The sequence below is a fragment of the Streptomyces sp. NPDC054932 genome, assembly GCF_053610205.1.
On the sequence record NZ_JBSGXU010000107.1, the window covers coordinates 17483 to 29010 of the forward strand.

The 11528-nt window shown below is 71.8% G+C and carries 12 protein-coding genes; 3 read left to right on the top strand and 9 right to left on the bottom strand.

Annotation, left to right across the window (positions count from 1 at the left end):
* Nucleotides 1–6 precede the first annotated feature (6 nt).
* Complete coding sequence (locus ACWGE1_RS25565) at nucleotides 7–351, bottom strand: Mpo1-like protein (RefSeq protein WP_453422823.1); 345 nt, start codon at nucleotides 349–351, stop codon at nucleotides 7–9.
* A 13-nt stretch (nucleotides 352–364) separates the two neighbouring features.
* A complete protein-coding gene (locus ACWGE1_RS25570) occupies nucleotides 365–1051 on the bottom strand; it encodes a M15 family metallopeptidase (protein ID WP_453422824.1) in 687 nt (228 codons plus the stop codon).
* 23 nt (nucleotides 1052–1074) lie between these two features.
* Between ACWGE1_RS25570 and ACWGE1_RS25575 the strand changes: the two genes are divergently transcribed.
* Nucleotides 1075–1584 carry an NUDIX domain-containing protein gene (locus tag ACWGE1_RS25575; protein ID WP_453422825.1) on the top strand — a complete coding sequence of 170 codons (510 nt, stop codon included), beginning with the start codon at nucleotides 1075–1077 and terminating at the stop codon, nucleotides 1582–1584.
* A gap of 51 nt (nucleotides 1585–1635) precedes the next feature.
* Here ACWGE1_RS25575 and ACWGE1_RS25580 read toward each other — a convergent pair whose 3' ends face one another.
* The 4 genes from ACWGE1_RS25580 to ACWGE1_RS25595 form a co-directional block, all read right to left on the bottom strand.
* Nucleotides 1636–2073, bottom strand: a complete 438-nt coding sequence (locus ACWGE1_RS25580) for an SRPBCC family protein (protein WP_453422826.1) — start codon at nucleotides 2071–2073, stop codon at nucleotides 1636–1638.
* Nucleotides 2074–2096: 23 nt separating this feature from the next.
* Nucleotides 2097–2441 carry an ArsR/SmtB family transcription factor gene (locus tag ACWGE1_RS25585; protein WP_453422827.1) on the bottom strand — a complete coding sequence of 115 codons (345 nt, stop codon included), beginning with the start codon at nucleotides 2439–2441 and terminating at the stop codon, nucleotides 2097–2099.
* The gene (locus tag ACWGE1_RS25590) at nucleotides 2438–2926 is read right to left on the bottom strand and encodes an SRPBCC domain-containing protein (protein ID WP_453422828.1); all 489 of its coding nucleotides are present in this window, start codon (nucleotides 2924–2926) and stop codon (nucleotides 2438–2440) included. Before ACWGE1_RS25590 ends, ACWGE1_RS25585 begins: the two co-directional genes overlap by 4 nt.
* A 200-nt stretch (nucleotides 2927–3126) precedes the next feature.
* The gene (locus tag ACWGE1_RS25595) at nucleotides 3127–5475 is read right to left on the bottom strand and encodes a glycoside hydrolase family 31 protein (RefSeq protein ID WP_453422829.1); all 2349 of its coding nucleotides are present in this window, start codon (nucleotides 5473–5475) and stop codon (nucleotides 3127–3129) included.
* Nucleotides 5476–5696: 221 nt separating this feature from the next.
* On the opposite strand from ACWGE1_RS25595, the gene ACWGE1_RS25600 reads away from it, so the two are divergent.
* On the top strand, nucleotides 5697–7673 hold the full coding sequence (locus ACWGE1_RS25600) for an acetoacetate--CoA ligase (RefSeq protein ID WP_453422830.1): 1977 nt from the start codon (nucleotides 5697–5699) through the stop codon (nucleotides 7671–7673).
* Between the two features lie 63 nt (nucleotides 7674–7736).
* Nucleotides 7737–8657, top strand: a complete 921-nt coding sequence (locus ACWGE1_RS25605) for a hypothetical protein (RefSeq protein WP_453422831.1) — start codon at nucleotides 7737–7739, stop codon at nucleotides 8655–8657.
* Nucleotides 8658–8729: 72 nt separating this feature from the next.
* On the opposite strand, the gene ptsP is transcribed toward ACWGE1_RS25605, so the two are convergent.
* The 3 genes from ptsP to ACWGE1_RS25620 form a co-directional block, all read right to left on the bottom strand.
* The gene (gene ptsP / locus ACWGE1_RS25610) at nucleotides 8730–10400 is read right to left on the bottom strand and encodes a phosphoenolpyruvate--protein phosphotransferase (RefSeq protein WP_453422832.1); all 1671 of its coding nucleotides are present in this window, start codon (nucleotides 10398–10400) and stop codon (nucleotides 8730–8732) included.
* 74 nt (nucleotides 10401–10474) lie between these two features.
* Nucleotides 10475–10924, bottom strand: a complete 450-nt coding sequence (locus ACWGE1_RS25615; RefSeq protein WP_453422833.1) for a PTS sugar transporter subunit IIA — start codon at nucleotides 10922–10924, stop codon at nucleotides 10475–10477.
* Between the two features lie 40 nt (nucleotides 10925–10964).
* Nucleotides 10965–11528: hypothetical protein (locus ACWGE1_RS25620; RefSeq protein ID WP_453422834.1), on the bottom strand; the 564-nt coding region annotated here is incomplete at its 5' end.

Consider the following 11528-nt stretch of genomic DNA (forward strand, 5'->3'; position numbering starts at 1 on the left):
GGCCGCTCAGGGGCACCCGTTCTCGGCGAGCCACTTCCGGGCGATCTCGCCCAGCTCCGCGTCCCGCCCGGCCAGCATCATCCGGATCATCTGTGCGTCCCCGCGCAGCGACCATCCCGGATGTCCGAAGGTCGCCGGATTGTTCCCCTCGATCAGGAAGTGCGCGGGCCATGCGGTCCCGTACCCGATCAGGGGCAGGGCGGCGAGACAGCGCCTGCGGCCGCGCGCCAGCCCGTAGGCGGTCACGGCCAGACCGGTGAGCGTGCCGGTGAGATGGACCCAGCGGGTGGCGGCGCGCGAGTGCATCGCGACGTAGTACGGCCAGAATTCCTCGTACGAGCTGAAAGTCATGCGCGCACGGTACTCACCGCCGGACGGAGGCGACAGCGACGGGGAAGTCGAAATACGTGTCGGGATACGCCTCCGGCCTGTACGTGAAATGCCACCATTCCTCGGGAAGGTTCACGAACCCCTGCTCGCCCAGCACCCGCTTCAGCAACTGCCGGTTGGCGCGGGCGGCGCCGGTGACCCGCGGATCGTCGGTGTGCGAGAGCGGATCGAAGAAATCGAAGGCCGTTCCCATGTCGACCTCCCGGCCCGGGAGTTCCACCAGGGTCACGTCCACCGTGCTCCCGCGGCTGTGCCCGGACCTCTCCGCGATGTACCCGTCGGGAATCAGCCGGCGCCGCTCCACATTCGGATAGAACTCCCGCTTCGCCTCTTCGTCGCCCGGGCCGTCCTGCGCATTCGCCCACCGCACGAACCGGTCGACCGCCCGCTGCGGCCGGTAGCAGTCGTACACCCGCAGCGCGTAGCCGCGCCGCAGCAGCCGCCGCTGCGCCCGCCGCAACGCCTCGGCCGCGGGCCGCGCGAGCAGGCACTCCGGCTCCTCGTACCCGTCCACCGTCCCGCCGGTGAAATTCCGCGCACCGGCGTACCGCATGTCCTGCCCGATGCTCGGATCCACCTCGCGCAGCACCGCGAACCCGTCCGGCGCCGCCGCCCCGCCGACCAGCACCGCGAGCAGTCCCGCAACAGCCGTCTTCCGCATACCCCTTGGCATACCATCGCCGGATGCCGGCACACCTGAAGGACTCGCACTGCTCCACCTGCGGAGCGACGTACACCACCCCTGCGTGGCCCCGCACCTGCGCGGCCTGCGGAGCGACCGCCTACCGCAACCCGCTCCCGGTGGCCGTCACCCTCCTCCCCGTCGAGGACGAGGACGGTACCGGTCTCGTGGTCATCACCCGCACCATCGAACCGGCCCTCGGCGGCGTCGCCCTCCCCGGCGGCTTCATCGACTTCGGCGAGGACTGGCGCGACGCGGTCGTCCGGGAACTCTTCGAGGAGACCGGCATCACCGCCCCCGCCTCTGAGGTCACCCTGGCCGACGCCCTCAGCTCCCCGGCGGGCCACCTCCTGCTCTTCGGCCTCCTCCCGCCCCGGCCGACCGCCGACCTCCCCGCCTCGAAGCCGACGGACGAGACCACTGGCTGGCACGTCCTGCGCACCCCGTCGGTCCTGGCCTTCCCCCTCCACACCCGGGCGGCGGCGTCCTGGTTCGCCGGGAAGTACGCATGAGCCCGGGGGCGGGCCCGAGCCGGCCGGCCCGGGCCCGCCCCCGGCAAGGTGTCAGTGCCAGTTGCTGATCTGTACGTCCCGCGGGTGCGGAGCGCCGGTGCCCGTCTCCAGCAGGGCCTTCAGGCTCATCAGGAAGATCGCCCACTTCGTGCTGCAGTGGTTCATGAACTCGACCGGTTCGCGCCAGCCGGCGTGCGTGAACATGAGGATCGTCCACTCGCCGTCCCGGGTCAGCTCGAAGCTCACGGTGGTCCCGACCCACTCGGCGGGCCCGTCGGTCACCTCCCACAGCACCCGTGCGTTCGGTTGCAGGTCGAGAACCTTCATGTCGAAGCCGCCGACGTCGCCGAACCGGAACTCCAGGACGTCGTCGCCGCTCCCGCTCGTGTCGGTCGTCCACCACGCGGCCAGTCCCCCGACCGTGGTGAGCGCCTCGTAGACCTTCTCCGGGGGCGCCGTGATGCCCACCCGGTGCAGGATGTCCACCATCTCGTTCTCCTCACTTCGCGGTGTTACTTCCCCGAATCCCTGGATCGTTGGACCGCCTCGGCGATGCTCTTGATGCGCCGCAGCCGCCCGTCCCACATATCGCCGACGGAGTTCAGCTGTGCCACGGCACGGGCCAGCTGTGCCTCGTCCACCTCGTAGCGCTTCTCCCGTCCCGACGGCTCGTGCCGGACCAGTCCGACCCGGTCGAGCACGGCCAGGTGCTTGGTGACCGCCTGCCTGCTCACCGGCAGGTGCGCGCTGAGGCTCGTCGCGGTCCCCCGGCCCTCGGCCAGCAGCAGGTCGATCATGCGGCGCCGGGTCGGGTCGCCTATCGCGGACCAGAGGTCGTCGTCGATCGCGGTGCTCATCGCGCGGCCGCCAGCCGGTCGGCCGCCGCGACCAGGCGCGGCAGGTAGAAGTCCCAGCCCCGGCGGTGGTCGTTGTAGTGGGCTTCCAGCACGGCGGCCTCCCAGCCCCGCTCGCGGTAGCCGCTCTCGCGGAAGCGGACCGTGGTCCCCTCCCCGGTGGGGACGAGCTCGAAGGTCACCAGCAGCGAGTTGCCCGGACCGGCTCCCTCCGCCCCCAGCTCCGCCTCGTCGTACGTCCAGCGGAACGAAAACAGCCGGGGCGGGTCGGCCGCCACGACCGTGAACGGCGCGGACTGGTGACCGCCGGTGTCCTGGTCCGTCCACGTGAGCCGGCCCGTCGCACCGGCGGCCGACTCGAACGCGGTCTCGGCGCTCCACCAGTCCCGGATGTGCTCGGGGCTGCTGAGCACTTCGAACACCACCTCGGGAGAGGCGTCGATGTGCAGCTCGCGCTCGATGCTCCCGTACTCCACGGCCGTCTCCATCTTTCGCAACCATTGGTTGCGTATCAGGCTAGTCCACCTCCGTCGGATACGCAACCAATGGTTGCACTGATGGCCTGAGTGACCACGGGACCCGTAGGACCACGGGACCTGTAGGACCACGGGACCTGTAGGGCCACGGGACCCAGGGCCATGGATCCCCCACGGCTGCCGGGCCCCGTACGGCTACAGACCCTGACCGGCTACAGGCCCCGTACGGTCACCCCCTCCACCGGGTTCCCCGCCTCGTCCTCCACCACCACGGCGTCCCCCAGCCACCGCACCGTGTACCGCTCCACCTCGCCCGCCTCGAAACCGGGCCCCGGGTCCCGGATCACCACCCCGCCCCCCGTCCGCCCCCGCGCCGGGGCCCAGACCTCCAGCTCCACCCCGTCGCCCGAGGCGGACCGCACCGGCAGCAGCGCCCCCGCCCGCGCCAGCACCGGGATCCGGCCCTGCGGGGCGTCCAGCAGGATCTGCCCCGGACCCTCGTACGCCGCCCCGGTCGCGGTGTCGTACCACCGGCCCCGCGGCAGCCGTACCGCCCGCCGGTCCGCCCCGCACTCCAGCACCGGCGCCACCAGCAGCGCATCGCCCAGCAGGAACGCGTCCTCGCAGTCCCGCAGCCGCCGCTCCTCCGGCGTCCCCCACCACACCGGCCGCACGTACGGGGCGCCCGTCCGCCGCGCCAGATGGGCCAGCGTCACGAAGTACGGCCGCAGCCGCTCCCGCTCCGCCATCACCGCAGCCGCCTGCTCCGCCACCTCCGGCCCGAACTCCCACGGCTCCCGCCGCCCCGCCCAGATCGCCGAGTGGGTCCGGAACAGCGGCAGATACGACCCCAGTTGCAGCCACCGCACGTACAACTCCGGCGACGGGGAACCCCCGAAGCCGCCGACGTCCGGGCCCGAGTACGGCACCCCGCACAGCCCGAGACCCAGCACCAGCGCCAGCGAGGACCTGAGCCCCTCCCAGCTGCTCTCCACGTCGCCCGACCACGAGCCCCCGTACCGCTGCATCCCCGCCCACCCCGACCGCGAGAACAGGAACGGCCGCTCGGCGGGCCGCAACCGCACCAGCCCCTCCCACCCCGCCCGCGCCATCCCGAGGGCGTACACGTTGTGCCCCTCGCGGTGGTCACCGCCCGCCCCGTCCATCGCGTGCCGCGCCGACCTCGGCAGCGTGGTGTCCCCGAACGCCGCGAAGGACACCGGCTCGTTCATGTCGTGCCAGAAACCGGCGAAGCCCTGCGCCAGCCGCTCCCCGTACAGCCCGCCCCACCACTCCCGCACCGCCGGATCCGTGAAATCCGGATACGCGCACTCGCCCGGCCACACCTCACCGCGCACCTCCCGGCCCCGCGCGTCCCGCACGAAGGCGCCGGCCGCCCCCACTCCCGTCCCCGACGTGTGCACCCCGTCGCCCGCCTTCACCGCCGGGTCCACGATCGAGACGAGCCGCACCCCCCGCTCCCGCAGCTCCCGGGCCAGCCCCGGCAGATCGGGGAACCGCTCACCGTCCACCGTGAACACCCGGTGCCCGTCGTAGTGGTCGATGTCCAGATGCACGGCCGACAGCGCGAGCCCGCGCGACGCGTACCCCGCGACCACCCGCCGCACCTCCTCCGCGCTCCCGAAGCCCCACCGCGCATGCTGGTACCCCAGCGCCCACTCCGGCGGCACCGCGGCCGCTCCCGTCAGCCCCGACCACCCCTGCAGCACCCGCGCCGGCGTCCCCACCAGCACCCAGGACCGCAGCGGCCCGCCCTCCATCCGCAGCTCACTCGCCCCCGGCCGGTCCGCGCCCGAACCCGCACCCTCCTCACCCTCGCGCAGCACCACCCGGCCGTCCCACGAGTTGTCGTGGAACACCAGATGCGTCCCCGCGTCCGCGACCACCATCTGCACCGGCATCGTCAGGTACAGCGGATCGGTCCGCGGCCCGAAGCCCCCCTTCGGATCCGTGTTCCACAACCGGTACGTCCCGTCCCGAAGCCGCGGCCCCGCGGCCCGCCCGCCCAGCCCGAAGAACCGCGCGTCCGCCGGCACCTCGCTCCGCTGCAGCCACCGCGCCCCGCCCATCCGCGGATCCACCGGCTCCCACCACCGCGGCGGCGACTCCCGCCGCAGCACCGTCCCGCCCGGCGTACGCACCTCCACCGCCCCGTGCCGGGACACCGCGACCGTCACCCGCTCCGACACCACCCGCCAGCCGCCCCCGGTGTCCGGCTCCAGCACCGCCCGCGGATCCGGTTCCGGCCCGTCGCCCACCACCGCGTACGAGGGCGTCGGCGCGGCCCCGTCCCAGCTCCAGAACACCGCGCCGCCCACCATGACCCGCACCAGCAGGTCGGAGCGCGCGAACCGGAGCACACCCCCGCCGGGCCGGGCCTCCGTACCGGTCAGCAGCCCGGGCACCCGCGCCCGCTCCGCGCCCCGGCGCGGAAGCCCCACCGCATCCGCACGCCGGTGGCGCCATGCCACGCGCCAGGCGCGCCGACCGCGCTCCGTACCCATGTCCTTCACCGCACGCACCAGATCACGACCGTCCATGCCGATCACCCTGCCATCGGCCCCCGGCCCAAGGGACGGCGTTCAACTGCCGTTCACCCGGCAGCGGCACCCCCGTGCCGATCACCCGACCCGCCAGGACAGCCCTGGTGCAGCGGACGATCACATGGCATGGTCCCTGTGAGCCGCCGCGCCCACACCCCCGCGCGATGGCACCGTACGCACACGAAGCGCGAGCCGCAGACTTGACCGGGAGCCGACCCATGACCTCAGCCACGCAGCCGGAACCCCTCTGGGCGCCGGGCCCCGACCGGATCGCCGCGGCCCGGATCACCGCCTTCCAGGCATGGGCCGCCGAGCGCCACGGAGCCCCCGCCGACGGCGGCTACCCGGCCCTGCACAGCTGGTCCGTCGATGAGCTGGACACCTTCTGGCAGGCCGTCGCCGAGTGGTTCGACGTCCGCTTCACCACCCCGTACCAGTCCGTCCTCGCCGACCGCTCCATGCCCGGCGCACGCTGGTTCGCCGGAGCGACCCTCAACTACGCCGAGCACGCGCTGCGCGCCGCCGAGGACCCGGCGCGCGCCGACGACCCCGCCCTGCTGTACGTGGACGAGACCCACGAGCCCGTCCCCGTCACCTGGGCCGAGCTCCGCCGCCATGTCGGGTCGCTCGCGGCCGAACTGCGCGCCCTCGGCGTACGCCCCGGCGACCGGATCAGCGGCTACCTCCCCAACATTCCCGAGGCCGCCGTCGCGCTCCTCGCCACCGCCGCCGTCGGCGGTGTCTGGACCTCCTGCGCCCCCGACTTCGGAGCCCGCAGCGTCCTCGACCGCTTCCAGCAGGTCGAGCCCGTCGTCCTGTTCACCGTGGACGGCTACCGGTACGGCGGCAAGCAGCACGACCGCCGCGACACCGTCGCCGAGCTCCGGGCGGACCTCCCCTCCCTGCGCGCCGTCGTCCACATCCCGCTCCTCGGCACGCCCGCCCCCGAAGGCGCCCTCGACTGGTCCGCCCTGACCTCGGCCGACACCGAGCCCGTCTTCGAGCCGGTCCCCTTCGACCACCCGCTCTGGGTGCTGTACTCCTCCGGTACGACCGGCCTTCCCAAGGCCATCGTCCAGTCCCAGGGCGGCATCCTCCTCGAACACCTCAAGCAGCTCGGCCTGCACTGCGACCTCGGCCCCGAGGACCGGTTCTTCTGGTACACCTCCACCGGCTGGATGATGTGGAACTTCCTCATCTCCGGACTGCTCACCGGCACGACCGTCGTCCTCTACGACGGCAGCCCCGGCTACCCGGACACGGGCGCCCAGTGGCGCATCGCCGAGCGCACCCGGGCCACCCTGTACGGCACCTCCGCCGCGTACGTCATGGCCTGCCGCAAGGCCGAGGTGCACCCCGGCCGCGACTTCGACCTCTCCGCCGTGAAGTGCGTGGCCACCACCGGCTCCCCGCTCCCGCCCGACGGCTTCCGCTGGCTCCACGAGGAGGTCGCCGAGGACCTCTGGATCGCCTCCGTCAGCGGCGGTACCGACGTGTGCAGCTGCTTCGCCGGCGCCGTCCCCACCCTGCCGGTGCACATCGGCGAGCTCCAGGCCGCCTGCCTCGGTACTGACCTCCAGGCCTGGGACCCCTCCGGCAAGCCGGTCACCGGTGAGGTCGGCGAGCTCGTCGTCACCAACCCCATGCCGTCCATGCCGATCCACTTCTGGAACGACCCCGACGGCAGCCGCTACCGCGACAGCTACTTCGAGATGTTCCCGGGCATCTGGCGCCACGGCGACTGGATCACGATCACCGACCACGGCTCGGTGATCATCCACGGCCGCTCCGACTCCACGCTCAACCGACAGGGCGTCCGGATGGGCTCCGCCGACATCTACGAGGCCGTCGAACGCCTCCCCGAGATCAAGGAATCGCTGGTCATCGGCCTGGAGGAGCCGAACGGCGGCTATTGGATGCCGCTCTTCGTCCACCTCGCCCCCGGCGCGACCCTCGACGACGACCTGCGCGCCCGGATCAAGGCGACGATCCGCGAGGAACTCTCCCCGCGCCACGTCCCGGACGAGATCATCGAGGTCCCCGGCATCCCGCACACCCTCACCGGCAAGCGCATCGAGGTCCCGGTCAAGCGCCTCCTGCAGGGCGCCCCCCTGGCCAAGGCGGTCAACCCGGGCTCCGTCGACAACCTCGACCTCCTCCACTTCTACGAGGAGCTGGCCCGCACCCGCGGCTGAGGTCACTGTCAGTGGCGCTGATTACTCTGAGTGAGCAAGTGATTGCGGTACTCAGGGGGAGCCATGCCACGCAAGAACCACACCGGTACGCACCGGACCCGCACCACCGACCGGCGCCGCATGCTGCGCCGCGAGGTCCCCGGCACCATCGGCCTGCTGGCCGACGCCGGGGACTTCGCGGCCATGTGCGGATACCGCAGCTTCAGCTTCGACCACCACACCGACTACGCCGACTACCTGCACCACGTCGACGGACTGCTCCGGTCCCTCACGGCCCAGGGCATCCACACCACCGTCGCCCTCTTCGATCCCGCGGAGTACGCCGAGTACTGCGGGGAGAACGACCTCGACCCGGACACCGCCGAGACCCGCGCCCGCTTCACGGCCGAGCTGGCCGGCAGCGGCGCCGTCCTGCCCTACACCGGCCAGCCCATCGACGAGCTCGTCCCGCTCCTCGTCGACGAGGCCGTCCGCCAGGCCACCTGGGAGTACGCCACCGGCCTCCTCGCCGAGGTCGGCCACTGCGCGGACTGCGGCGAGGACATCGGCCGGGCCTCCTTCGACCGTGCCACCGACGCGCTCAAACGCCTCGTGGCCGGCGCCGGACCCGGCCACCACCACTTCGTCTGCAGCATCCCGACCGAGACGCAACAGCTCGTCGCCGTCCTGCACGCCGACACCACCGACGCCCCGGACACCCCGCCGCGCATCGAGAGCCGGGAAGGCCTCGACTTCGTGACGGTCCTCGCCGCGGGACTAGCCCTCGGCGGCACCGGGGGACTGGTGGTACGCAGCACCACCGAGGGCCACCGGGACCGGGTCCACGGCTGGCGCCTGGACCGAGGCCGGCTCACCGCCCTCTCGGCCGCGGCCGTCTTCAACGCCTACTGCACCGACGCCGACACCGGAGACCCCGTCGCCCCCGAACCGGGCGTCGAATACTGCCCGGGCTACGAGGTCGACGGCCCCGCACCGCACCACTGACCGGCCCGGGACGGACCGAGGGGCCCTCGCCACCGGCGAAGGCCCCTCCACACCACACCACACAGCCTCCGGCTACTCGCCGGACAGCACCGCCCGGGCGGCCAGCCGGGCCTCCTCGGCACTGTCCGCCGCACGAGCGGCCGCAGCGGCACGCTCGCACTGGGCCAGCGTGTACTTGGCGAGCGTCGCCCGCACGTAAGGGATCGAAGCGGCACCCATCGAAAGAGAGGTGACACCCAGACCGGTCAGCACACACGCCAGCAGCGGGTCGGAAGCCGCCTCGCCACAGACACCGCAGCTCTTGCCCTCCGCGTTGGCGGCATCCGCCGCCATGGCGATCAGGTCGAGCAGCGCCGGCTGCCACGGGTCCTGGAGCCGGGACACGGCACCGACCTGGCGGTCGGCCGCGAAGGCGTACTGAGCCAGGTCATTCGTACCCAGCGACAGGAATTCGACTTCCTGCAGGATGGAGCGTGCCCGCAGCGCGGCGGAGGGGATCTCCACCATCGCACCGAACTTCGCCTTGAGACCGGCCTCCCGGCAGGCGTCCGCGAAGGCCCTGGCGTCGATGCGGTCGGCGACCATCGGGGCCATGACCTCGAGGTGGACCGGCAGCCCCTCGGCCGCCCTGGCCAGCGCGGTGAGCTGCGTACGCAGCACGTCCGGGTGGTCCAGCAGCGAACGCAGCCCGCGCACACCCAGCGCCGGGTTGGGCTCGTCGCCCGGGGTCAGGAAGTCCAGCGGCTTGTCGGCGCCGGCATCCAGCACACGCACGACGACCCGGCCTTCCGGGAAGGCTTCGAGCACCTTGCGGTAGGACTCGATCTGCTTCTCCTCGGACGGCGCCTTCTTGCTGTCGTCCAGGAACAGGAACTCGGTGCGGAACAGCCCCACACCCTCCGCCCCGGCCTCGACGGCGGCCGGCACATCGGCGGGACCGCCGACATTGGCCAGCAGCGGCACCTTGTGACCGTCGGAGGTCGCACCCGGACCGGACGAGGCGGCCAGAGCCGCCTTGCGCTCGGCGGCCGCGGCCTGCAGCTCGGCCCGCTTCTGCGCCGACGGGTCGACGAACAGGTCACCCGTGCTGCCGTCCACCGCGATCACCGTGCCCTCGGCGATCTCACCGGCACCCGGCAGCGCCACGATCGCCGGCACGCCCAGTGCCCGCGCCAGGATCGCGCTGTGGCTGGTCGGCCCGCCCTCCTCGGTCACGAAACCGAGGACGAGCGCCGGGTCGAGCAGAGCGGTGTCGGCGGGAGCCAGGTCCCGCGCGATCAGCACGTACGGCTCGTCACTGTCGGGCACACCCGGCATCGGCACGCCGAGCAGCCGCGCCACGATGCGGTTGCGCACGTCGTCCAGGTCGGCCACCCGGCCGGCCATGTACTCGCCGGCCCCGGCGAGCAGGTCGCGGTACGCGGCGAACGCGTCGTACACACCGCGCTCGGCCGTGCTGCCGACGGCGATCCGCCGGTCGACGTCCGCCATCAGCTCGGGGTCCTCGGCGATCATCGCCTGGGCCTCGAGCACGTGCTGGGCCTCGCCACCGGCCAGCTGGCCACGTGCGATCAGATCGGCCGCCACGGCACTCACGGCCTGACGGGCGCGCCCCTGTTCGCGCGCCGCCTCATCCGCGGTGATCTGCCTGGCCGGCGGCTCCAGAACCGCCGTGCCCATGTGCCGCACCTCGCCGATCGCCACCCCGTGGCTCACGCCGACGCCTCGCAGCGTTGTCTCCATTTCACCCGTCTCCGATTGAGCGGCGGGCCGAGCCGCCGCGGTGGATGTACGACTCGCCCGTACAGGCGGACGCGTCACTGCCAGCTGAAGAGAGCGTCGTCAGCCTTCACGTCGCCGGATTCGACGACGTCGGAGAGGGATTCGGCCGTCGCCTCGAGCGCCACGACGGGGCAGATCGGCGACTTGCCGGCCTCCTCGACCGCAGCGGGGTTCCAGCGGATGACGGCCTGGCCGCGGGTCACGGTGTCGCCCTTGTTCACGAGGAGCTCGAAGCCCTCGCCGTTGAGCTGAACCGTGTCGATCCCGAGGTGCGTGAGTACACCGTGGCCCTCGCTGTCGACGACGACGTACGCGTGCGGGTGCAGGGAGACGATCACACCGTCGACGGGGGACACCGCCTCCGAGGGCTCGCGCACGGGATCAATAGCGGTGCCCGGTCCCACCATCGCGCCGGAGAACACCGGATCGGGCACTGCCGCGAGTCCGATGGCGCGCCCGGCAAGTGGGGACGTCACGCTGGTCATGGGGGCCTCCCAGGGGGTGGGGCTCTTCGTGTCGCCGTCACTACCTGTCGCGAACGGCGTACTCTTCAGAAGGATATGGCACAAGATGTTCGGGTTCGCCCGATGTTGATCCTGCTCCGGGCTGACCCTTCGGCACGGAGACTAGTGGACTAGACCGGTGGACTAGACCATACGCCTGAATCGATTTGCTTGGGCACCCCCAGAGCTGTACTGTCGTGACTCCCGCTGGGACGCCTCGTGTGAACTTCTCGCGAACGGCCAAAGGACGGGACTCCTCCTCTTCAGCTCCGATCTTGATCTCGATCGTCTTTTCGCATGCCTTTTCGGTAGTGCGGGGAGTGGTCAGGGAGACGGAAAAGCGCTGATAGAGTCGGAACCGCCGGAAAGGGAAAACGCGAAAGCGAATTACCTGGAAAGCACCGAGGAAGTCGGACACGAAAGAGTCTGATAGAGTCGGAAACGCAAGAACAGAACGAAAGCCCGGAGGAAAGCCCCAGCCGATGTTGCTGAGGGTGAGTACAAAGGAAGCGTCCGTTCCTTGAGAACTCAACAGCGTGCCAAAAATCAACGCCAGAAGTTGATACCCCGTCCACTTCGGTGGATG

Excerpts from the sequence above, each read along its gene's own strand:
- ACWGE1_RS25595 (WP_453422829.1), bottom strand. The coding sequence starts at position 5,475 with ATGGACGGTCGTGATCTGGTGCGTGCGGTGAAGGACATGGGTACGGAG.
- ACWGE1_RS25570 (WP_453422824.1), bottom strand. The coding sequence starts at position 1,051 with ATGCGGAAGACGGCTGTTGCGGGACTGCTCGCGGTGCTGGTCGGCGGG.
- ACWGE1_RS25600 (WP_453422830.1), top strand. The coding sequence starts at position 5,697 with ATGACCTCAGCCACGCAGCCGGAACCCCTCTGGGCGCCGGGCCCCGAC.
- ACWGE1_RS25615 (WP_453422833.1), bottom strand. The coding sequence starts at position 10,924 with ATGACCAGCGTGACGTCCCCACTTGCCGGGCGCGCCATCGGACTCGCG.
- ACWGE1_RS25565 (WP_453422823.1), bottom strand. The coding sequence starts at position 351 with ATGACTTTCAGCTCGTACGAGGAATTCTGGCCGTACTACGTCGCGATG.
- ACWGE1_RS25605 (WP_453422831.1), top strand. The coding sequence starts at position 7,737 with ATGCCACGCAAGAACCACACCGGTACGCACCGGACCCGCACCACCGAC.
- ACWGE1_RS25575 (WP_453422825.1), top strand. The coding sequence starts at position 1,075 with ATGCCGGCACACCTGAAGGACTCGCACTGCTCCACCTGCGGAGCGACG.
- ACWGE1_RS25590 (WP_453422828.1), bottom strand. The coding sequence starts at position 2,926 with ATGGAGACGGCCGTGGAGTACGGGAGCATCGAGCGCGAGCTGCACATC.
- ACWGE1_RS25585 (WP_453422827.1), bottom strand. The coding sequence starts at position 2,441 with ATGAGCACCGCGATCGACGACGACCTCTGGTCCGCGATAGGCGACCCG.
- ptsP (WP_453422832.1), bottom strand. The coding sequence starts at position 10,400 with ATGGAGACAACGCTGCGAGGCGTCGGCGTGAGCCACGGGGTGGCGATC.
- ACWGE1_RS25580 (WP_453422826.1), bottom strand. The coding sequence starts at position 2,073 with ATGGTGGACATCCTGCACCGGGTGGGCATCACGGCGCCCCCGGAGAAG.